This is a genomic window from Micromonospora sp. NPDC050795 (genome assembly GCF_044456785.1).
GTDB lineage: Bacteria > Actinomycetota > Actinomycetes > Mycobacteriales > Micromonosporaceae > Micromonospora.
The window spans coordinates 154,420-176,650 of sequence record NZ_JBITGE010000002.1 but is presented as its reverse complement, the minus strand read 5'-3'; the positions used below and the strand labels follow the sequence as shown (position 1 = coordinate 176,650).

16 protein-coding genes are annotated in these 22,231 nt (G+C 69.6%); 7 read left to right on the top strand and 9 right to left on the bottom strand.

Annotated features, from left to right (window positions below; genetic code table 11):
* Nucleotides 1–48: 48 nt before the first annotated feature.
* Nucleotides 49–1,476, bottom strand: a complete 1,428-nt coding sequence (locus ACIBEF_RS03055; RefSeq protein ID WP_355005619.1) for a UDP-glucose/GDP-mannose dehydrogenase family protein — start codon at nucleotides 1,474–1,476, stop codon at nucleotides 49–51.
* Between the two features lie 250 nt (nucleotides 1,477–1,726).
* On the opposite strand from ACIBEF_RS03055, the gene ACIBEF_RS03050 reads away from it, so the two are divergent.
* Nucleotides 1,727–2,890 (top strand): acyl-CoA dehydrogenase family protein, encoded by a 1,164-nt coding sequence (locus tag ACIBEF_RS03050; RefSeq protein ID WP_396790679.1) that lies wholly within the window; start codon nucleotides 1,727–1,729, stop codon nucleotides 2,888–2,890.
* A 64-nt stretch (nucleotides 2,891–2,954) separates the two neighbouring features.
* Here the strand turns inward: ACIBEF_RS03050 and ACIBEF_RS03045 are convergent, their stop codons facing one another.
* The 3 genes from ACIBEF_RS03045 to ACIBEF_RS03035 form a co-directional block, all read right to left on the bottom strand.
* Nucleotides 2,955–3,797 (bottom strand): SigB/SigF/SigG family RNA polymerase sigma factor, encoded by an 843-nt coding sequence (locus ACIBEF_RS03045; RefSeq protein WP_396790677.1) that lies wholly within the window; start codon nucleotides 3,795–3,797, stop codon nucleotides 2,955–2,957.
* The gene (locus tag ACIBEF_RS03040) at nucleotides 3,794–5,224 is read right to left on the bottom strand and encodes an AI-2E family transporter (RefSeq protein WP_396790675.1); all 1,431 of its coding nucleotides are present in this window, start codon (nucleotides 5,222–5,224) and stop codon (nucleotides 3,794–3,796) included. The genes ACIBEF_RS03045 and ACIBEF_RS03040 overlap by 4 nt, the downstream gene beginning before the upstream one ends.
* A 101-nt stretch (nucleotides 5,225–5,325) precedes the next feature.
* Entirely contained in the window at nucleotides 5,326–5,736 is a 411-nt protein-coding gene (locus tag ACIBEF_RS03035; protein WP_396790673.1) for an STAS domain-containing protein, read from the bottom strand.
* A 309-nt stretch (nucleotides 5,737–6,045) separates the two neighbouring features.
* Here ACIBEF_RS03035 and ACIBEF_RS03030 point away from each other — a divergent pair, with 309 nt between their 5' ends.
* Both ACIBEF_RS03030 and ACIBEF_RS03025 read left to right on the top strand, forming a co-directional pair.
* Nucleotides 6,046–6,771 (top strand): GAF and ANTAR domain-containing protein, encoded by a 726-nt coding sequence (locus ACIBEF_RS03030; RefSeq protein WP_396790671.1) that lies wholly within the window; start codon nucleotides 6,046–6,048, stop codon nucleotides 6,769–6,771.
* A 54-nt stretch (nucleotides 6,772–6,825) separates the two neighbouring features.
* Entirely contained in the window at nucleotides 6,826–7,557 is a 732-nt protein-coding gene (locus tag ACIBEF_RS03025) for an ANTAR domain-containing protein (protein WP_396790669.1), read from the top strand.
* Between the two features lie 107 nt (nucleotides 7,558–7,664).
* On the opposite strand, the gene ACIBEF_RS03020 is transcribed toward ACIBEF_RS03025, so the two are convergent.
* From ACIBEF_RS03020 to ACIBEF_RS03005, 4 genes are all read right to left on the bottom strand, one after another.
* Nucleotides 7,665–8,735: a fatty acid desaturase family protein gene (locus ACIBEF_RS03020; RefSeq protein WP_396790667.1), complete on the bottom strand. Its 1,071-nt coding sequence runs from the start codon at nucleotides 8,733–8,735 to the stop codon at nucleotides 7,665–7,667.
* A 618-nt stretch (nucleotides 8,736–9,353) separates the two neighbouring features.
* The gene (locus tag ACIBEF_RS03015) at nucleotides 9,354–9,770 is read right to left on the bottom strand and encodes a hypothetical protein (RefSeq protein WP_396790665.1); all 417 of its coding nucleotides are present in this window, start codon (nucleotides 9,768–9,770) and stop codon (nucleotides 9,354–9,356) included.
* Nucleotides 9,771–9,992: 222 nt separating this feature from the next.
* Nucleotides 9,993–10,463 carry a DUF3618 domain-containing protein gene (locus ACIBEF_RS03010; RefSeq protein WP_396790663.1) on the bottom strand — a complete coding sequence of 157 codons (471 nt, stop codon included), beginning with the start codon at nucleotides 10,461–10,463 and terminating at the stop codon, nucleotides 9,993–9,995.
* Nucleotides 10,460–10,888: a phage holin family protein gene (locus ACIBEF_RS03005; protein WP_396790662.1), complete on the bottom strand. Its 429-nt coding sequence runs from the start codon at nucleotides 10,886–10,888 to the stop codon at nucleotides 10,460–10,462. Before ACIBEF_RS03005 ends, ACIBEF_RS03010 begins: the two co-directional genes overlap by 4 nt.
* 691 nt (nucleotides 10,889–11,579) lie before the next feature.
* Between ACIBEF_RS03005 and ACIBEF_RS03000 the strand changes: the two genes are divergently transcribed.
* The gene (locus ACIBEF_RS03000) at nucleotides 11,580–12,530 is read left to right on the top strand and encodes a fatty acid desaturase family protein (RefSeq protein ID WP_396790661.1); all 951 of its coding nucleotides are present in this window, start codon (nucleotides 11,580–11,582) and stop codon (nucleotides 12,528–12,530) included.
* Between the two features lie 172 nt (nucleotides 12,531–12,702).
* Here ACIBEF_RS03000 and ACIBEF_RS02995 read toward each other — a convergent pair whose 3' ends face one another.
* Nucleotides 12,703–13,200, bottom strand: coding sequence for a hypothetical protein (locus ACIBEF_RS02995; RefSeq protein ID WP_396790659.1), 498 nt, complete (start codon nucleotides 13,198–13,200; stop codon nucleotides 12,703–12,705).
* Nucleotides 13,201–13,887: 687 nt separating this feature from the next.
* Here ACIBEF_RS02995 and ACIBEF_RS02990 point away from each other — a divergent pair.
* The 3 genes from ACIBEF_RS02990 to ACIBEF_RS02980 form a co-directional block, all read left to right on the top strand.
* Nucleotides 13,888–14,187 carry a hypothetical protein gene (locus ACIBEF_RS02990; protein ID WP_396790657.1) on the top strand — a complete coding sequence of 100 codons (300 nt, stop codon included), beginning with the start codon at nucleotides 13,888–13,890 and terminating at the stop codon, nucleotides 14,185–14,187.
* Nucleotides 14,188–15,667: 1,480 nt separating this feature from the next.
* On the top strand, nucleotides 15,668–15,949 hold the full coding sequence (locus tag ACIBEF_RS02985; protein ID WP_396790655.1) for an MbtH family protein: 282 nt from the start codon (nucleotides 15,668–15,670) through the stop codon (nucleotides 15,947–15,949).
* Nucleotides 15,949–22,231, top strand: a 6,283-nt coding sequence (locus tag ACIBEF_RS02980; protein ID WP_396790653.1) for an amino acid adenylation domain-containing protein, incomplete at its 3' end; no start/stop codon positions are given. The genes ACIBEF_RS02985 and ACIBEF_RS02980, both read left to right, overlap by 1 nt.

Sequence of the window (22,231 nt, the reverse complement as noted above, 5' to 3'; positions counted from 1 at the left end):
GCCGGCCATCGAGATGCTCGATGGCCGGCCGGCGGGGCGTCGGTTGGGTCAGGGGCGACCCATGCCCCGGTACTCCCAACCCGCCTGGGCCCAGAGCGCCGGGTCGAGGCAGTTGCGGCCGTCGACGACCTTGCGGCCCTTGACCAACTCGCCGAGGGCGACCGGGTCGGCGTTGCGGAAGTCGGCCCACTCGGTGAGGACGCAGACCAGGTCGGCCTCGTTGACCGCCTCGTTGATGCTGCTCTCGTACGTCAACTCGGGGACCGCGCGACGGGCGTTCTCGGTGCCCTGCGGGTCGTACACGTGCACGTCGGCGCCGGCCTTGTGCAGCAGCGCGGCGACGGCGAGCGCCGGGGCGTCGCGGACGTCGTCGGTGTTGGGCTTGAAGGTGGCGCCGAGTACGGCGATCCGGGTGCCGGAGAAGTCCGGGCCGGCCGGGCCGGAGCGTCGGCCGAGTAGGTCCGCGGCGAGCTGGAGCACCCGCGTACGCCGGCGCAGGTTGATCAGGTCGACCTCGTGGAGGAAGCGCAGCGCCTCGCCTGCGCCCAGCTCCTGGGCGCGGGCCTGGAAGGCCCGGATGTCCTTGGGCAGGCAGGCGCCTCCGAAGCCGAGGCCGGCCTGGAGGAACCGGTTGCCGATCCGGGGGTCGTAGCCGATCGCGCGGGCCAGCTGGGTGACGTCGCCACCGGAGGCCTCGCAGACCTCGGCCATCGCGTTGATGAAGGAGATCTTGGTGGCCAGGAAGGCGTTCGCGGCGACCTTGACCAGCTCGGCGGTGGAGAAGTCGGTAACCACCAGGGGCACCTCGCGGTCCTCCGTGGCGGCCAGGTCGAACACGCCCTTGTGCGCGGCGTAGAGCATGCCGTTGGCCCACTCGCTCTTGACGCCGACCACGATCCGGTTGGGCCGCAGGACGTCGTCGACGGCGAAGCCCTCCTGGAGGAACTCGGGGCTCCACGCCACCTCGACGTCCAGGTCGTTCGGGGTGTGCTTGCCGACGAGCTGCTCGACCCACTCGGCGGTGCCGACCGGCACGGTGGACTTGCCGACGATCAACGCCTTGCGGGTCAGGTGCTGCGCGAGGCTGGTGACCGACGCCTCGACGTACGACAGGTCGGCGCCCATGCCGTCGGCCCGCTGCGGGGTGCCGACGCAGATGAAGTGCACGTCACCGAACTCGGCGGTCTCGGCGATGTCGGTGCTGAACCGGAGGCGGCCGGCGGCGAGGTTGCGTCGGAGCAGCTCGTCCAGACCGGGCTCGTGGATCGGCACCTGACCGGCGTTCAGCATCGCGATCTTGTCGGCGTCGACGTCGAACCCGAGAACCTCGTAGCCCAGTTCTGCGTAGCAGATGGCGTACGTCGCACCGAGGTAACCAGTCCCTAGGAACGTCACCCGCGGCCGGGGTGCGCCCGAGGGCGGGGTCACCGCGGCGATGGCGGGGGTCGGCTGGATGGTGGGGTAGGGGATCGTCACGCCTGTCTTCTCCGCTCGCGCTGGCGCCGCGTCGTCGCGTCGCATTCTGCTGCGGCGCCTGGGCGGGGCACCGGAGGGTGGCTCACTGTCTCAATCTCCATCATCGCTGAGCGCGTTAGGTGCGCCGTCCTGCCCATACCTACGCGCCGGTAACATCACCTGAACTGCAGTCGCTAGTCTTCAGTCTGCGCCGTCGGCGGTCAGGAGTCGTCACAGACTGCGCATGATAGTGGTGAAGGGGAGGGCCGAGATGGCCGCAGGGGAGTCGTTCGACGTCTACCGGTTGCCGGAGGAGCACCAGGCGATCCGGGAAGCCGTGCGAGAGGTCTGCGCCGCGAAGGTGGCTCCGCACGCCGCAGAGGCCGACGAGACGGGGGAATTCCCCAAGGCGTCCTACGACGCGCTGCGAGCGGCCGACTTCCACGCACCTCACATCCCCGAGGAGTACGGCGGCGCGGGCGCGGACGCGCTGGCCACCGCCATCGTGATCGAGGAGGTGGCGCGTGCCTGCGCGTCGTCCTCGCTGATCCCGGCGGTGAACAAACTCGGCACCATGCCGCTCCTGTTGTCCGGTTCCGCCGACCTCAAGGCTCGCTACCTGACGCCGGTAGCGGCCGGTGAGGCGATGTTCTCGTACTGCCTCTCCGAGCCCGAGGCGGGCAGTGACGCGGCGTCCATGACCACCAGGGCGGTACGTGACGGGGATCAATGGGTGCTCAACGGTGTCAAGCGCTGGATCACCAACGCCGGGGTGTCCGAGTTCTACACCGTATTCGCCGTCACCGACCCGTCCGCCCGGTCCCGGGGCATCTCGGCCTTCGTGGTCGAGAAGTCCGATGCCGGGGTGAGCTTCGGTGCGCCGGAGAAGAAGCTCGGCATCAAGGGCTCGCCCACCCGCGAGGTCTACCTCGACAACGTGCGGATCCCGGCCGACCGGATGATCGGCGCGGAGGGCACCGGCTTCGCGACCGCCATGAAAACCCTGGACCACACCCGGGTCACCATCGCCGCGCAGGCCGTCGGGATCGCGCAGGGCGCGCTCGACTACGCGAAGGGGTACGTGGCCGAGCGTCGCCAGTTCGGCAAGGCGGTCGCCGAGTTCCAGGGGATCCAGTTCATGCTGGCCGACATGGGCATGAAGCTCGAGGCGGCCCGGCAGCTCACGTACGCGGCTGCTGGCAGGTCGGAGCGTGGCGACGCGGACCTCACCTACTTCGGCGCGGCGGCCAAGTGCTTCGCCTCCGACGCCGCCATGGAGATCACCACCGACGCGGTGCAGTTGCTGGGTGGCTACGGCTACACGCGGGACTACCCGGTCGAGCGGATGATGCGGGACGCCAAGATCACCCAGATTTACGAAGGCACGAACCAGGTGCAGCGGATCGTCATGGCGCGGCAGCTCCTGAAGGGCTAATCCAGCTCAGGGCAGGTGTTGCCAAGCGGGTTGGCGCAGCCGGTCGGCCTAGCCGGGCGACCGCCTATCGGGGGTTGAGATCCTGGCCCGGCCCTCTTCGGCGGACGTCGCCTGCGAGGTGGCCATGCAGCCTGTCGAGGGCTTTGGTGATGAGGCGGGAGACGTGCATCTGGGAGACGCCGATCTGCTCGGCGATCTGGGCCTGGGTCATGTTCCCGTAGAAGCGCATGGTGAGGATCTTGCGCTCACGGTCGGGGAGCGTAGCCAACGCCGGGATGAGGGAAACGCGCAGTTCAACCAGTTCGTAGTCGTGTTCCGTGGCGCCGAGGGTGTCGCCGAGTTCGGCGGTGGTGTCTGTGCCGAGCGGAGTGGACAGGGAGGTGGTCCGGTAGGCGCGGGCACCCTCGATGCCTTCCAGGACGGCCTCCTCGGTGACACCGAGATAGGTGGCAATGTCGGCGACCTTGGGTGAACGTCCTAGTGTGTGGGTCAGAGTGCTGTTTGCCGCGGTGATGGCCAGACGGAGTTCCTGCAGACGGCGGGGCACCCGGATGGCCCAGGTGCGGTCGCGGAAATGCCTTTTGAGTTCACCGATGATGGTCGGAATGGCGTACGCCGTGAAGGCGACGCCCCGGGTGGCGTCGAACTGGTCGACGGCCTTGACCAAGCCGATCACGGCGGTCTGGGTCAGGTCGTCGATGTGTTCGCCGCGGCCCGCGTAGCGCTTGGCGAGGTGGTTTGCCAGCGGCAGCCATGCCTTAATCGCTCCTTCCCGCAACGCCGCTCGACGGGGATCGCCGTTGGCGGTCGCGGCCATCTGCCGTAGCAGGTCATCAGCGCTGGCCGTGCTGTGGCGGCTTGTCGCCGGCCGGATGCCGACCGCCCGGTGTGTCGCGTCCCGGATCATGGTGTGGTGCTCCTAGCTGAGGCGAGCGGCTGGTGATCGTTGGCGCGCTCGTGAGCCTCGTCGGTCGGATTGACGGAGGTGCCGGCAGGCGGCGGTGCGCTCGCGTCGGCCCGCTGGTGGGCCTGGTCGGCCGCCTCCTCGGCCGCAGCCTGTTCGTCGTTCGTGGACGTCGTGCCGGGTGGAGTCCGGTCGGATGTGGGCCTGCCGTCGGGGTGATGGGCCAGATAGCGGATGGCGGTGTTGAGCACGGCGAGCAGCGGAACGGCGACCAGACCGCCGACGATGCCCGCGACGACGACGCCGGTGGCGATCGCGAGGATCACGGCGAGCGGGTGCAGCGCTACCGCGCGGCCCATGATCAACGGCTGGAGGAGGTGACCTTCGACCTGTTGGACAGCGATGACGACGCCGAGGATGATCAACGCGCTGACCGGTCCCTCGGTCACCAACGCGACGAGAACGGCGACCGCGCCGGTGACGGTGGCGCCGATCACCGGGATGAAGGCGCCGAGGAACACCAGCGCGGCCAGGGGCAGTGCCAATGGAATACGCAGCACCGCGAGGCCGATGCCGATACCGATGGCGTCGACGAGCGCTACCAGGACAGTGGCCCGCACGTAGGCCACCAGGGTGTGCCAGGAGTAGTGCCCAGCCCGGGCGGTCGGGATCCGCGCGGCGCGGGGAAGTAACCGACACAGGAAGGCCCAGATCTGACCGCCGTCGCGCAGGTAGAAGAACAGGGTGAACAGCACGAGGAAGAACCCGGCGGCAACCTCGCCGACGGTGGCGGCGGTGCTCAGCGCACCAGAGGTGAGAGCGGCCTGATTGTCGGTGATCGACGCCTGGAGGCGGTCGACAGCGTCGTCGAGTTGAGTCTGGGACAGGTGCAGGGGGCCCTGCGCCAGCCACGTCTGGACCTGGTCGACACCTTCCCCGACCTGGGTGCTCAGATCGTCGAGTTGGGAGATGAAGGTCCGGACGATCAGCGCCAGGCCGCCGATGACGACGGTCAGCCCGGCGACGAGGACCAGCACGGCGGCCAGGGAACGGCCCACACCCCGCCGACGAAGGGCCGCGGCCATCGGCTCGAAGAGCGCCGCCAGCAACAGCGCGACCGCAACGGGGATCACCACGACGCGCAACAGGCTGACGACCCGGATGAGCAGGTACGCCGCCGCTATGAACAGAATGATCCGCCACGCCCATGCGCCTGCCGTGCGTACCCCCCGGGGAAGACCGTCATCAACGGTGCGCGACCTCTCGACGACCAGGACCGGCGCGGTCGTGTCGCCGAGATGTGGGCCGGCGGTGAACGTCGGCGGTTCCCACCCCCGCCGTGCCACGGCGAGGCGGGTTCGCGCCCGCCGTCGGGCGGTGTCGACCCAGGTGGTGCCGGGATCCGTGGGGTCAAGAGACGGTACGGGCATCGGAGCTCCTCGACGTGAGGTATGTCGATCAGTCGCAGTGGTGCGACAAAGCGAGGGCTGGAAGACGGCGGCGTGCGCCGGAGGGACCACCGTGAGCTGAGTCAGCCGATGCTCCGGGAGGCAGGCAGTGTGAGCGGCCGTGCGGCTGTGCGTGATGCCCGGTAACCAGGCATGGGCAGGTCGTCGCGCAACGTCGCTATCTGCCCCATCTTTGTCATCTCTAGGAGCCGATGGGTGTTGGTCGTGGGACGGCAGACCACCAGCGCGGAGTTGGGCGGAAGAGTGAGGTGCATCCGAGCGAGGAAGTTGGGCAGCGTGGAACAGGCGAAGGTGACATCGGCCAGATCCACGACGACCTCGGTCGGCGCAAAGGCTGACAGTTGGTCGGCCACGTCTGACAGTGCCGGCCCGGCGTCCAGGTCGATCTCGCCCGCGAGGCAGACCAGTGCGCTGGGGCCGTCGGGGGCAGCCAGCAGGGTGATGACAAAGTGGTCGCCCACCACCTGAGCCATAGCCTCACCTCGGCATGATTCGATCTATGCCGGGGGCTGGGGCAACGAACCGCAACGGATCGTGCCCCGAATGCTATCGCGCGGCGATCAATTGCGCGAGGTGACTGTTGATCATGGCGGTTCAGCTCGTCATGCGAAGTATTCGATTCGCCGCTAGGATTAGCAATTCGGCTCTGCGAGTCTTGCTGCCCCGGCCTTCGGTGGCACCTCAACTGGAAGGTGCTGCTGTGTCACCTCGGAACCTCGCGCTCTCCTGCCGGTCGTCGCGTCACGATCGCGCCATAGCCAGTCGTCACGCTGGTGTGAGCCATGGATGACCGCGTCGCGGTCATCAAGGGCCTCATCCTGGGGCACCCCGCCGAAAATGGCGGAAACGAGAGCCTTCTGCGGCGGGTGTGCAGCACCGCCGCGAAGGAGTTGTCGGCGTCGGGGGTCGGGATCAGCGTGATGACCGAGAGCGGAATCCGGGCGGCGACCGCCGCGTCCGACCCGGCCAGTGAACTCCTGGAGGAGTTGCAGTTCATGTTCGGTGAGGGACCCTGCGTAGACGCCTTCGCCAGCCGTCGTCCGGTGTTGATCTCCGATCTCGGTGACCTCATGACCAGTGAAGACGATCGCTGGCCGTTCTATGCACCCGCCGCCCACGCGAGCGGACTACGCGCGGTGTTCGCGTTCCCGCTGCAGATCGGTGCGGCTCGACTGGGCGTCCTGGACGTGTTCCGGGACCATGTCGGCCCGCTGACCAACGCGGAACTCGCCGACGCCGTCGCCGTCGCCGACGTCACCGTGACCGCCCTGCTCGACCGGCAGGAAGAGAGACCTGACAGTGGTATCGACGACATCGATGATGACGCGGCCGAGTACCGTGCGGAGTTGTTCCAAGCTCAGGGCATGGTCATGGTGCAGCTCGGGGTCACCCTCGCTGAGGCGATGGCGCGGATCCGGGCCTACGCGTACGCCGAGGACCGCCGCCTCAGCGATGTGACCCGGGACATCGTCGCCCGCCGGCTGCGGTTCGACCGCGACGAGCGGTAACCCCGAGGTTGTGATGAGCGCACCCATCAAGGCAGGACAAGCCGGGAGGCAAGCATGACCACCGTCTCAGCCGAACGGATGGCGACGATCTTCGTCGAGGTCGCCGACACCCTGGTGGACGACTTCGACCTTATCGATTTCTTGCACATGCTGACCGATCGGGCGGCCGACCTGGTCGGCGCGGCCGCCGTCGGCCTCCTCCTGGCCGATCAACACCGCCGGCTCGAGTTCATGGCAGGCTCGAACGAAAACGTCAAACTCGTGGAGCTGTTCCAAATCCAGACCCACGAGGGCCCCTGCCTGGAAGCCTTCGAGACAGCTGTGCCCGTCATCAACGTCAACCTGGACGAAGCCGCTGACCGGTGGCCCCGGTTCGCGCCCCGCGCCACGGCGGCGGGCTTCCAGTCGGTGCACGCGTTCCCGCTACGGTTGCGCAACCAGGTGATCGGAGCGTTGAACGTCTTCGGCGGCACCAAGGGCGGTGACTTCGAGGACACCGACGTGCCGGTCATGCAGGCCCTGGCAGACGTTGCCGCGATCGGGCTGCTGCAGGAACGCGCCATCCGACGCGGTGAACTCCTGACCGAGCAACTGCAAGGCGCCTTGAACAGCCGCATCGTCATCGAACAGGCCAAGGGCGCTGTCGCGCAAGCCGCCGGCATCGACGTCGACGACGCGTTCGCGGTCATCCGCAGTTACGCCCGCCGCCACAACCGCAAGCTGACCGATGTGGCGCACTCCTTCCTCAGCGAACCAGCCATGCTGGCCCACATCCTCCACGCCTAGAGGCCGCGCTTCGTCGGGCCCATCCGAACGGCACCTGATCGCGCTGCACCTACGAGCCGCAACAACGGGTCGATCCACGTGACGATGCGAACCGAGACGGCGGCGCCTCACCGCTTTTCGCGCAGAGGCGCACCAATCTCGTGCAGGTGCCGCAGTGCCTGCCGGTACGACTGGATCAGGCTGGTTTGCTCGTATGCGACGCCGATTTCCTGGCAGTAGGCCTCGACCATCGGTTGGGCCCTGCGCAGGTTCGGCGTGGGCATCGCCGGGAAGAGGTGGTGTTCGATCTGGTAGTTCAATCCGCCCAGCGCGGCGTCGGTCAGCCAGCCACCGGTCACATTGCGCGAGGTCAGAACTTGCTTGCGTAGGTAGTCCTCGGTGCCTTCCGGGTGCGGCATGCCCTTGTGGTTGGGCGCGAACGTCATTCCCAGGTAGACCCCGAACACCGCGTGGTGTACGAGGAAGAATGCGAGCGCCTGCCATGGACTGAGAATCAGGAGCAGTGCGGCCACGTAGGCAACGAGGTGGAGGCCCATCAAGGCGGCCTCCAGACCGCGGCGCTTCATTCCCGGGACCCGTAGGGCCTTGATGCTGGAGACACGCAGGTCGATGCTGAGCAGCGTCAGCAGGGGAAAGAACAGGCCGGCCTGGTGGCGGGTGATAAAGCCTTTCAGCCCGCGTCGGCCCCACGCCGACTCGCTGGCCCAGACCAGTACCTCCGGTGCCACATCAGGGTCGAGATCATCGTGGTTGGGGTTGTTGTGGTGGCGGGTGTGCTTGTCCATCCACCAGCCGTAACTCATCCCGACCGCGATATTCGCCGCGATCCGCCCTGCCCGCTCGCTGGGCTTCTTGGTGCGGAAGACCTGCCGGTGCGCCAGATCGTGGGCCACGAGAGCGACCTGCGAGAACGCGATTCCCAGGAAGGCGGCGACCGCGAGGGTCCACCAGGACGAGCTGAACAGGTAAAACGCCACCCATCCGGCCGTCAGCATCGAAGCAACAACGATCATGCGTACGGCGTAGTAGGCGGGGCGTCGATCGAGGAGCCCAGCCCGAATGACCCGTCGGTTCAGCGCGGCAAAGTCACTACCGGCGGCGGGCAGCGTTGCGACGATCAACGGTTCGGGATCGGCGGGCGGGAGATCGGTGAATTCGATAGCGGCCGCGCTCGACATGAGACTCCTCGAATCTCGCGACCCTGGCACGATGACGATCTTCGTCATCGCGTAGGGCATGCGGTGCGGAAGGTGGAGACGAAAGGCCGCAGGAGTCTGGACGGCCGCCACGATCCGGCTCGGAAGAGCGGATGCGGCGTCAAGCTGAGAAAATACCCTCGGTGGTGACGTCACAAACGGGTCGCTACGAGACCGCGGGCGGTGCGCCGAGAACCGGGACAGCGCAGCTGAGGACGCTCGACCGCCGTCCCGTCAAGCAGGGCGGCAGGTCCGCCCGTCCCCGCCCAGATTCCGCTGTCGACCCGCCCGCCTGGGCAGCACGGCTAGGTCGTGTCCGTCATACCGTGGCAGCGCCGCCATGATCCCCGCGTCGGCACCCTCCTTACCTCGGCTCGTCCTGCACACCACCACTCGCAGGCAGGCTGTTCTGGACGGCGGGTGGCGGCCGTGGTCCTGGGATTCGACACCCTCGGCCCGCCCTGCTGGGCGTCACCATCGGCCGCCACGTGCAACGTGACCTGCTCGTGGCGCCGCCCGCCACCCCATCAACGGCAGCCGAACGGAGGTGGCAGCACGCCTCCAACCCAGCCTCCGCCGTCAACGTCCCCCTGACCATTACTACCCGGCGGTGAAGGGGCCCGCGCCGAGCAGCGCCGGCGCCTCCTCTCCCAGCACGGCGGTCAATTCAAGACCGATGTACTCGTCATAGCTGGTGCCCGGTGACGATGAGTGGCCACCGGTTTCGCGAAGCCGGTCAGCAGCCCGGCGATCAGCGATGACGGTCACCCAGGCGAGTCCATCGACCTGATCGGCGGTGGCCTTCGGCGCGAGTCGCCACACCTCGACGAACACCGCACGGGTCACCGCGACCGCGAGCGACGGGCTGCCCACCCTCCTACACACTTGAATGAAGACCCCGCGGACGAGCGAGCGATAGAGGCGACCGAAGGCTGACTGGTCACGCTCGGCGATTTTCTTGAGAAGATCATTCACAGACTCTGGGCCCGGGATGACGTAAGCAGGAGAGACGGGCATCCAATGCTCCCTGGGGTGCGCCCTGCGGATGGGGCACCACCGGGGACCAGGGCGGCCGTTATGTCACCATCTTATGCCCAACTAGGGTCATTCTCTCAAGCATCGCCGACGGATACCGGACGCCTTTGTGAGCGGATCGGGCGGGCGCGCGGTCGATGTGCCCCGCCCTGCCCCGGCACCGATCAGCCGGGTCCGTATTGGTGCCCTCTGCCGGGCGGTGGGTTATCGGGATCGACGGCGTCGGTACGCGACGACCGCGAGGGCGAGCACAGCGCTGGCGGCGAGGGCCGGTACGGGTGTCGAGCGTAGGATTCCGCCGACCTTGGTCGTCGCGGCGCGAGCGGAGCTGACCAGGGTCGACTCGGCCTTGCCAGTGGTCTGCGCTCCGGCTTTCGCCGAGTCACGCACCGCGGTGGTCGCCTGTTGAGCTTTCTGCGCTATCGGTGTGGCGCGCTGGGAGGCCTTTTGGCTCACTCCGCGGGCAAGCTTCGTCGCGCTGGTCATCGCCGACTGGCTGGCCTGGGTGACGCGCTCTCGGAGCCCGGCGGTGGCGGTGGCGGCCTTGGTGCGTGCGCGGGCCTTGACGTCGGTCTTGGCGCTCAGGGCGGCGACGGTCTCGCCGAGTTCCGCGCGGGTCTGCTGGATGTCGCGCCGGGTCTGGTCCGGGTCGCTGCGTCCCGATGAAGTGCTCATGGCTTCCTCCGACTCGCCGCGTCGCGGACCGCCTCGGTGTCGGCTCGTACGCTGTCTCTGGTTGCCGTGGGCGTGGCGGGCATGGCCTTGCTGACCTGCTTCTTGCCGCGTTGGGCCGCGAGAGCGGCGGCGATGGTGAGGACCACCGTGACGATCAGGGCGGCGACAGCGTCGGGCATGATCGCGGCCAGGGCCAGCACGATCGTGGCGACGGCGGTACCGCCGGCGAAGAAGCCGAGCATGGCACCGCCACCGAGCAGTCCGGCACCGACGCCCGCGCGTTTGCCCTTGGCGGTCATCTCCGCCCGGGCCAGCGTAAGCTCGTCGCGCACCAGCCGGGTGATCTGCTCGGTGGCGCGCTGCACCAACTCGGCGACCGGCGTGTCAGCAGACGCCGCGCCGGAGCCGTCGCTGCGACTTCTCATCTCTCTCACAACCGAGTAGGCCGAGGTGCCGTCCAAAGGTCAGCCGTGCTGCGCCTCAGACATGCTTACCGGCTCCTGAGATGGGGTCTCAAGACGTTCGCCGAGCGACGGAGACGGACCCTCGTCGAACCCTCCAGCGACATCGCCGGCCGGCAAGCCACCATCCTGCCGCCGACGTCGCAGAGTGAGCGTGCCCGCCGCCCCCGTCACCGCCCCGGCCGCGAAGGCAAGAATCAGCGCCTGTCGTGCTGTCGACTTCCTCTTGTGTGCCATGACCACCCCGAATCCGATGTCCCTGTATGGCGCTGATTGTCCGACTCGACTGCCTGCAGCGGGCACCTAATCGTCAAACTTGCATCTCCGTGAGCACCGGATAGGTGTCGGTCGCCGGGAGTTGCCATTTCCCGACGCGAGCACCTGGCTGTGAGGAAAACTCGAACTATCAGCGGCGGTTCGCTTTTCGATATCCGTCGTACCACGGATGAATCGCGTGCCTGCCAGGTCGCTCTGGACGCGTAGCAGGCAGGCCGGGTGGCGTGAACTGGGAGTGGGCGAGGGTGAGCGATACGGATCTTGACGCCCGTAGCGAGCGGGGCAGCGAGTACGCCGACCTGTCCCGTCTGGTCCGAGGCGCGGGCCTCCTCGACCGGCGACCTGGTTACTACGCGACGCGTGTGACAGTGGTGCTTGGATGCCTCGCCGGGTGGGCCTGGTGTTCGTGCGGCTCGGACCGTCGTGGTGGCAGGCGGCTATCTCCGCCGTCGTGGCGGTGCTCTTCGCACAGTTGGCGTTTCTCGGGCACGACGCCGGGCATCGGCAGATCTTCCGCTCGCGCCGGGCGAATGACGTGGTCGGCCTGGTCTGTGGCAACCTGCTGACCGGGATCAGCTACGGCTGGTGGGTCGACAAGCACAACCGTCACCACGCTCACCCCAACACGGAGGGCCGCGACCCCGACATCGCGGTGGCGCCGCTGTCCTTCACGCCGGGCCAGGCCGCGACGCAGCGCGGCCTGCGGGCGCTGTTCGTCCGCCACCAGGCGGCGTTGCTCTTCCCCCTGCTGATGGTGGAGGGTCTGCACCTGCATGCCAACAGCGTCCGGGCAATCGTCGGCCGCGACAAGCTCCGGCACCGGCCCGCCGAGGTCGGGCTGCTCATCCTGCACGTCGCCGGCTATCTCACGGCCGTGTTCCTGGTCCTGAGTATCCCGCAGGCGATCCTGTTCATCCTGGTCAACCAGGCCCTGTTCGGCCTCTACCTGGGCAGCTCCTTCGCCCCCAACCACAAGGGCATGCCGATCCTCACCGAGGCCGACAATCTCGACTGCCTACGTCGTCAGGTCCTCACCTCCCGCAACGTGCGCGGAGGCTGGTTTCTCGACGCGCTACTCGGTGGGCTCAACTACCAGATCGAACACCACCTGTTCCCCAGCATGCCGCGGCCCAACCTGCGCCACGCACAGCCGCTGATCCGCCAGTTCTGCACCGAACACGGCATCGCGTATCACGAAACCAGCCTGATCCGGTCCTGGACGCAGGCGCTGGCGCACCTGCGGGCGGTCGGCGCCGCCCGGCACGATCGAGAATCGACTGAGGCCGTTTCCGCGAGCGCCAGGGATGCCGGCCACGGCGGCAACGGCTGACGGAGAGACACTCAAGTCCTGATCCCAGCATCAGTCGTGGCGAGAAAGGCTGCAACGATCGTCGCGGCCCCTCTCGTCGGTCAATGAGGTCAATTCAACCAACACACGTTCAAGCGACAGGCCGCCATCGGCATCACGCCGGAGACCGCCGACGGCCCGGACGCTGGCAGAATCATCGGCTGCGACCGGTGACACGGGCTAGCCGCGCGCCCATGCCGCCGAGCATCTGACTGGGACGTTGCTGCTCTCCCTGCTGCGCACCGAGCGTCACGATCACCGCGGTCAGCGCCGGGGTGACCCACTGCAGGATCCGCTGCTGGCGCTGGTCGGCGGCCACGTCCTGCGGGGTGGCCGGCGATGGATCGGTGGCGCCGTCGGTGGGCACCGCACCGCCGCGGGCGATTCGAGCCCCGAGCAGCCCGCTGTAGGCGGTGGTGGCGATCGCGGCGAGGGTCAGCGCCGTCTTGACGGCGGTGTTGGCGGTGACACCGGCCTGGGTGCTGGCCCGGCGCCGATTCGCGATTAGCAGACCGGCGCCACCGATCAGGTGCGCGCCGATCGCGGCGGCGGATACCGGTGCCCACTTCGCCCACCCCACCGACGCGATCTGAGCGCGTTCGTCGGGGTCGTTGATGGCGCGGGACGCCCCGTTGAGGCCGACCGCACCCATCAGAGATCCCCCGAGCCACAGAGCGGCTCCGACGTCGTGCATGCTGCGAACTACCGTGTGACGGTCATTCATGATTTCCTCCGTTTGTGTCCGGCGCGGGTGCGCCCGAGACAGGTAGCCCTCGTCGTGGGTGAAGGCGAACGTCCGATGGTCGGCCGTCTACTCGATGCAAAATTGGCGCGAGATGCCAGCCGGGCTGTGCTGACCCAGCCGAACCGTTCGACAAGCTCGCCTTGGCCGTGGCGCCAGTCCGCAGCAGCGGGTGACGATCACGATCCGCGGTACGAGATTCGGGAAGGCTGCGAGGTCTGGGCAGCGGTCCGCCGATCGATGCGGCACAACGCGCCGTGCCGGCGGGACGACAACAGGGGTCGTTGGCCCCGACCAAAGACGTGCCCGTCAGTCACGCCGTCAAACACCACACCCGGGACGGCCATCTAACGCTGTGCTGCGCGCATCGGCGCCCTGCCGCCGCTGCCCCCGCCGGGAGGGCGAACGGATGTTTGCCTGAGTCGCCGCGCGGGCAGTTGAGCGTAACCGCGTTACCGCTTACAGCAACGCTTCCGGTAGGTCACCCGGTTTTCGTGACCCGCACCAAACCCATTGATGCTGATGGCATCCGCGCTCGTGTAGCCGCAGATCTACATGGCCTGCACGACTGGGCGCACCCCGATACAGGAGCTTCTTGTGACCGCACCCCCGACCGCCTCGCGCGGCGTCACGACCAACGACCACGCGCCGCGTCGCCTGCACGACGAGACGAAGCCAGCCTTCAAGACCACCGAGTTCATCGCGTACGTGGCAGCCGTCCTCGGTGTGCTGATCGCCTCCTTGGTCGTGGACGGCAACGGCAACGGCGACAACGGCGCCACCGGAGACTTCTTCCGCGCCGACCGCGCATGGCTCTACGTCGTGATGCTGACCATCGGATACATGGTGAGCCGGGGCCTGGCCAAGGCCGGCAGCCGCTCCGCCCGCAACGCCTGAGTCCGGCGCACGATCCCGCTGCCCGGTCGCCCGAACGGCGGCCGGGCAGCGGCGCAGGACGATTGAGGATTTCTACGTCACAGACCTGGGCGCGCTCTGGGGAAATTCTGGGGAGAAGAGCAGATGGGCGCGTTTTACCAGCTCAAAGGCCATCCGCTCGTTGTTCACCCAGATCTACGAGGGCACGAACCAGGTGCAGCGGATCGTGATGGCTCGGCAACTATTGCAGGGCTGACCGAGGGGTTTCCGAACGCCGCCGCACAAGCGTCCGGTGTCGGCGGTCGCCGGTGCCGGCGCGCGGCATCCCGGCGCTCGGTTAAAGGCGGGGCAGCGTCGCGCCGGGGCCGATTCGGCGCGTACGCACACTGATCTTCGTCGATGGGTTCGCGCGCGCGTCCGCCCGGATTCGGGTGGCGGCGGCCGGCTGGGTGCCCGGCGTCGGCGGTGCCTTCGGGTGGGCCGGGTGCCTGCCTTCGCGCCGCGCACGCGTGGTGGCGGGCCTGTGCGACAAAGGGATCCGGCGCTCGACGCGTCGTCTGGGCCTGGTCGGATCCGGTAAGCGAACGGAATCGTCCGGCGGCTCACGCGCCGGCTTGTCGGCCCGGATGGTCGACTGCTTCGCGGGGGCAGTGATCCGGTGACGGTGGCGCTCTCTGTCGTGCGTCGCATGGCGGACGTTAACAACCATTACATTGACCGTTGTCCAACCATTCGGATGCTCGACCAATGGATGATCGGTCGCTCTTTCCGCCTGTCGTGTGAAACTCGTCTCCGTGTCGGATTGTGACCACGAGTTCCGCGATGAATGACTCCCCCCGTCCGGCCAGGTGATCATTGCGACGCGCCCCGTCCGCTGTGGGCGGGGGCGTCGTCGTTGATCGGTCCGCACGGCGCAGAGAGCCCGCCGAGAATACCCCTGTACTGCACAGACGCGTTGCTGGCAACGCATTTCTGGCCGATTCCGGTCGTCCCGCCCGACCGCCCGCAGGCCCGCTCGACGGAGCGCCGGCGGGCCTGCCGGCGTGCTCGGTCGGCCAACCACCTGCGAAGCATTTGTCATAAATACGTCCCGGTTGGCATGGTCGACTTCAGCGGCAGGCAAGGGTCTTGACACGCTCCGTGTCTGGTGGTTTTCTGTGCCTCGCTTGCGTTTACATTCATGAACGCTGTTGGGTCGCAACTTCGGGGGGGAGCGCGACGTGGGCTCAGCGTGGCTTGCCGGAATCTGCTTGACATCGACTTGTTTGCGTCCGCAAAGGGCGCTCGGCCTCGGGTCGGATAGCCGATTAACGTGCAGGTGGCCGGCCGTGGCCGTGGTGGAATCCGATAGCGAGACACGCGGCGGTGAAACCCCGCACGTCCTCTGAGCGACGCATAGCAAAAGTCTCCGCAAACGACAGTTGACGACGCCCGATCTGGGGACGCGCGTCCCGACTGCGACGCCGGCAGGTCTGACCGCCATGGTCCCTGCCTGGCCGCCGTGCCGGTTCAGCGCTTCCTCGTCGGGTCCTGGGACCAGGCGCAGAGTGAGGAAGACGTGAACATTCTCGACAACCCCGACGGACGCTTCTTCGTAGTGGTGAACGACGAGGGGCAGCACTCGCTGTGGCCCGAGTCGCTCAGCCTGCCGGCCGGGTGGACGGTGGCCCACGGACCCGCCGACCGCGCGTCCTGCCTGGACCACGTCACCACCGAGTGGACGGACATGCGGCCGCGCAGCCTCGTGACGCACCTGGAGAGCGCCGCTCGGGGGGTGGCCTGATGACTACCGACGCGAGTGCCAGCCGCCCCGCGCCACACGGCGCGGCGCTCTCGCCCGGCCGGTCACGCCTCGACTCGATGTCGCCCTCGAAGCGGGCCCTGTTCGAGAAGCGTCTCGGCGGCCGGCGCCCCCGGCCGGTCGAGGCGCTCGCCCGGGTGCCGCGCGATGGCGACCTGGCCGTCTCCCCGGCACAGCGCCGGCTGTGGTTCATGGACCAGCTCGTCCCCGGCTCGGCAATGTTCAACGTGCCGACCGCCCTACGCCTGACCGGTGCACTCCGGCTCGACGTGCTCACCGACGCGGTGCGCGCCCTGGTCGGCAGGCACGAGGCGCTGCGGACCGTGTTCGCGGCGAACGAGGGCGACCCGGTGCAGCGCATCCTGCCCGACGTCGAGGTGGACCTCACCCCGCGTCCACTGCCCGTCGACGACGCGGCGGTGCTGGCCGCCGTACGCGACGAGGCGAGTCGTCCGTTCTCCCTCTCCGACGGACCACTGGCTCGCGCCGCGCTGTTCCGGCAGACGCCCACCGCGCACGTGCTGGTGCTGGTGCTGCACCACAGCATCTGCGACGGTTGGTCGGTCAGCCTGCTCATCGACGAGTTGCTGGAGCTGTACCGCGCCGGAGCAGAGGACCGGGCTTCCACGCTCGCGCCCCTCACCGTGCAGTACGCGGACTACGCCGCCTGGGAGAGCCGTCCCGACCGCGCCACCGAGCTGGCCGAGGGGCTCGACTACTGGAAGCGCGCACTGGCGGGCGCGGTACCCGTCATCGACCTGCCGTTGGACCGTCCCCGCCCGCCGGTGCAGTCCTTCCGGGGCGAGCGGCACCGCTTCGCCCTGCCCGACGGCCTGTGGCCGGCGGTGACCCGCCTGGCCCAGGAGGAGCGGGCCACCCCGTTCATGGTGCTGCTCGCCGGGTTCGCCGCGCTGATGTCGCGGTACGCGGCCCAGGACGAGGTCTCGGTGGTGACGCCGGTGGCGAACCGCCCCCGGGTCGAGCTGGAGACGATGGTCGGCTCCTTCGTCAACTCGATCGTCATGCGGGTCGACACCTCCGGTGCGCCCACCTTCCGGGCCCTGGTGGGACGGGTCCGCGACCTCGTGCAGCAGGGCATGGCGCACGGCGAGGTGCCCTTCGACACGGTGGTGGAGGCGGTCGACCCGGAGCGCGACCTCGGCCACACGCCCCTCGCGCAGGTGATGTTCGCCCTCGTCGAGGACCAGGCGTTGGAGGTCGAGGCGGCGGGGTTGCGGGTCACGGCCGTCGAACACCACCTGCCGATCAGCAAGCACGACCTGACGGTCGAGGTGTGGCCGGACGCCGACGGCCGGCTGCGGGGGCTGGCCGAGTACGCGACCGACATCCTCGACGAGCGCACAGTGGCGCGGATGGCCGCCCACCTCGGCGTTCTGCTGGTCGGTCTGACCGCCGCGCCGGACGCCCCGGTCGGGTTGGCCCGCCTCCTGTCCGCTGAGGAGACCCGGGCGGCGGTCGTGGACGGCAACCGCACCGAGGACCCGCTTCTCGGTGACGTGCGCGCGCACGAGCTGTTCGCTCGGCAGGCCGCCCGTACCCCTGACGCGCCCGCGCTCCTGGTCGGCGATCTGACTGTCACGTTCGCAGAGTTGGACCGCCGGGCCGACGCCCTCGCCGCGCGACTGCGCCGGCACGGGGTGGGCCCGGAGACCCGCGTCGGCCTCTTCCTGGACCGGGGTGTCGACCTCGTCACGGCCGTGCTGGCCACCCTCAAGGCCGGCGGCGCGTACGTGCCGCTGGACGTGGGCGAGCCCGCCGAGCGGGTGCGGTTCATGCTCACCGACGCCGAGGTGCGGGTGGTCGTCACCAGCGCGGGCCGGGTCGCGGACCTACCGGACACCGACGTGTCGGTGCTGCTGCCCGACGGCGACGAGGACGCCACCACCGACCTGCCGCCGCTGCCGCGTCCGCACCCGGACAGCGCCTGCTACGTGATCTACACCTCGGGCTCGACGGGGCGACCCAAGGGTGTGGTGGTCACCCACCGCGGCCTCACCAACTACCTGGCGTGGAGCCTGCGGGCGTACCGGGTGGCCGAGGGCGGGGGCGCGCCCCTGGTCTCGCCGTTGCGGTTCGACCTGTCGGTGACGACGCTGTTCTGCCCGCTGCTGGCCGGGCGCCCGGTGGTGCTCGTCGCCGACGGCACCGAGCTGGAGACCCTCACCGAACTGCTCGGCAGCGACCTGGACCTCGGGCTGGTCAAGCTCACCCCGGCCCACCTGGAGGCGCTGGACCGGGCCGTTCCGAGCCGGACCATCGCTGCCGACGGCTATCTGATCGTCGGTGGAGAGTCGCTGCACGGCACCACCGCCGCCGCCTGGCGGCACCGGGCTCCGGGCCTGCGGATCGTCAACGAGTACGGGCCCACCGAGACCGTCGTCGGCTGCTGCGTGCACGAGGTGCACGACGGCACCGACCTGTCCGGTGTGGTGCCGATCGGTCGTCCGATCGCCAACACGCGGCTCTACGTGCTGGACGGCAACCTGCTGCCGGTGCCGCCCGGCACGGTCGGCGAGCTGTACGTGGCGGGTGCCGGTGTGGCCCGTGGCTACCACGGTCGGCCGGACCTGACCGCCGGGCGCTTCCTGCCCGACCCGTTCGCCCCCACACCGGGGGAGCGCATGTACCGCACCGGCGACCTCGTCCGGGTGCGACCCGACGGCGAGCTCGACTGCCTGGGCCGGGTCGACACCCAGGTGAAGATCCGGGGGTACCGGGTCGAGTTGGCGGAGATCGAGGCCACCCTGACCCGGCTGCCGCAGGTCCGCGAGGCGGTGGTCCTGCTGCGTACCGACCGGCCTGGTGAGGAGCGGCTGGTCGCGTACGTCACGGCGGCCGGGGATTCCGCGGCCCACGACCCGCGTGACGCGCTGCGCGCGGAACTGCCGGACTACATGGTGCCGGAGGTCGTCGTCACGCTCGACGCGCTGCCGTTGGCCGCCAACGGCAAGGTGGACCGGGCGGCCCTGCCCGCGCCCACGGCGGCCGAGCCGGCGCCCAGCCTGGCCGCTCCGCAGAGCCGGCTGGAGGAGGCCATCGCCGAGGTCTGGGCCGATGTGCTGGGGCGACCGGTCGAGTCGATCGGGCGGGACGCGAACTTCCTCGACCTGGGCGGGCACTCCCTGCTCGCGGTCCGGGCCATGGCCCGGCTGCGCAAGAAGCTCGACATCGAGCTGCCGCTGGCGGTGTTCCTGGAGTCCACCTCGCTGGCCGACCTGGGAGCCCGGATCGAGGCGCTCGGCGGGCGGGCCCCCCGGCCCGGTCTCGTCGCCGTCCCGAGGACCGGCCCGGTGCCGTTGTCGCACGCGCAGGGACGCCTGTACTTCCTCAACCGGCTCGCCGAGGACAGCGCGTTCTACAACGTGCCCCTCGCGCTGCGCTTCGACGGTGACCTGCGCGCCGACGCGCTGCGGGCGGCCTTCGGCGCGCTGTGGGCCCGGCACGAGGGGCTGCGCACCCGGTTCCCGTCCGTGGACGGCGAACCGGTGCAGGAGTTCCTGCCCGTCGACGCCGTGGCGTACGCCGAGGTGGACGTGCGGGGCGACGCCGACCCGGAGGGTCGGCTGGCCGCCCTCTTCGACGCCGAGGGGCGCACTCCGTTCGACCTGGCCGCCGGGCCGCTGCTGCGCGGCACCCTGGTGCGGGTACGCCCCGACTCGCACGTGCTGCTGTTGACGCTGCACCACACCGTCTCCGACGGCTGGTCCCTGAACATCGTGTTGGACGACCTGGTGACGCTCTACCGGGAGATCGCCCAGGGGCAGCCGTCCTCGTTGCCCGAGCTGACACACACCTATGTGGACTACACGTTCTGGCAGCGGTCCTGGCTGACCGGCGCCGAGCTGGACGACCAGCTCGACTGGTGGAAGCGGCAGCTCGACGGCGTACCCACGCTGGACCTGCCGACCGACCGGCCGCGACCGGCGGTGCAGACCTTCCGCGGCGCGCGCCACGACGTCAGCTGGTCGGCCGAGCGGTCCCGGGCGGTGGCCGACCTGGCCCGGCGGGAGAAGGTCTCCCTGTTCATGGCGTTGCTGGCCGGCTTCGACGTGCTCATGGCCCAGCTCAGTGGCCAACGGGACATCACCGTCGGCACGCCCGTGGCCAACCGCACCAGCACCGAGTTGGAGAAGCTCGTCGGGTTCTTCGCCAACACCCTGGCGCTGCGGGTCGACCTCTCCGGCGACCCCACCTTCCGCGAGGTGCTGCGGCGGGTCCGCAGCACGGCGCACGGTGCGTTCGCCCACCAGGACGTCCCCTTCGAGATGGTCGTCGACGCGGTGGCACCCACCCGCAGCCTCAGCCACTCACCGCTGTTCCAGGTGCGCTTCGCGTTGCAGAACGCCCCGGGCGGCCTGCCCGACCCGGGCCCCGGCCTCACCCTCACGTCGATCGACAACGAGCAGTGCACCGCCCGCTTCGACCTGCTGATCGACCTGTGGGAGACCGAGGACGGCATCGAGGGGCACGCCGAGTACAGCACCGACCTGTTCGACGAGGGCACCGTCGAGGCGATGATGAGCCGCCTCGGGGTGCTGATGGACCGGTTGGTCGATGACCCCGACCAGCGCGTCTTCGACGTGGATCCGCTCCTGCCGGGCGAGCGGGAGCGTCTCGACGCGCTCGCGCACGGTCCGGCGCTGCCGGTTGGCGCAGTGCACCGCACGCTCACCGCCCGGGTGGCCGAGCAGGCGCGACGCCGGCCCGACGCTCCGGCGGTCACCAGCGGTGAGACGACCCTCTCCTACGGCGACCTGCACCGCCGCAGCGGTGACCTGGCGCGGGTGCTCGCCGAACGCGGCGCGGGCCCGGAGACGACGATCGCCCTGCACCTCGACCGGGGCGTCGACGTCGTCGTGGCGGCGTTGGCGGTCCTGGAGACGGGCGCCGCGTACGTGCCGCTGGACCCCGCGTACCCCGCGCAGCGGTTGGCCGCGATCGTGGCGGACGCCCGGCCGGCGATGACGCTCACCACCCGCGACCTGGCGGGTCGTACGCCCGAGGGCGCGGGCGAGGTGCTGACGATCGAGGACCTGCCGGCCCCGGTGGGCCCCCGGCCGACACCGGCGCTGCGACCGGAGCACCCGGCCTACGTGGTCTACACCTCCGGCACCAAGGGGCTCCCCAAGGGTGTGGTGGTGACCCACGGTGGGCTGTCCGCGTACCTGGACGGGCTGCCGGCCGCGCTGGCCCTGCCCGACGAGCCGGTGTTCCTGCACACCGCGTCGTTCGCGTTCTCGTCGTCGGTGCGGCAGTTCGCCGTTCCGCTGACGCTGGGCGGCCACGTGGTCGTCGCCGGGCGTGCGCACCTGGCCGACCCGTTGGCGCTGCTCACCTTCGTCACCGCGCACGGCGTGCAGGTGCTGGACCTGGTGCCGTCGTACCTGCGGGTCCTGCTGCCGGCGCTCACCTCGCCCGGCGGGTGGCGGCCACGGGTGGTGCTCACCGCCAGCGAGCCGCTGCGCTACGAGCTCCCGGAGGCCATCCGCAACGCGCCGGGGACGGCGCCCCGGCTGGTCAACATGTACGGCCAGACCGAGACGACGGGCATCGTCGCCGTGTCGGAGGTCCGCATCGACCGGGCGGGCCGCCAGGCGGTGGTGCCGCTCGGTCGGCCGATCCCGGGCGCGCGGCTGTACGTACTCGACGAGAGGCTGCGGCCGGTGCCGACCGGCCTGCCCGGCGAGATCGTCGTCGGGGGTGCGGGCCTGGCCCGCGGCTACCTGGGGGACGCCGCGTCGACCGCCGAGCGGTTCGTGCCCGACCCGCTGGGCGCGCCGGGCGACCGGCTCTACCGCACCGGTGACCGGGGGCGGCTGCTGCCGGACGGCACCGTTGAGTTCCTGGGCCGGATCGGCGACCAGGTCAAGATCCGGGGCCACCGGGTCGAGCCGGACGAGGTCGCCTCGGCGCTGTCCGCCCTGGACGGCGTGGGCGAGTGCGTGGTGCTCTGCGACGACGACGGTGCGGACGACCGACGGCTGGTGGCCCACGTGGCGCTGCGGCCGGGTGCCGCGCTCTCCACCGACGACCTACGTGCGGCGCTGCGGGAGCGGCTGCCGGACTACATGGTGCCGACGGTGGCGCTCGTCGACCGCCTGCCCCGGTTGCCCAACGGGAAGGTCGACCGGGCGGCGTTGACGCCGTCGACCACCACCGCGGTTCCGGCCACCGCCACCGCCACCGCCGAGACCCGGCGTGGACCGGTGGAGGGGATCCTGACCGGGATCTGGCGGGAGGTGC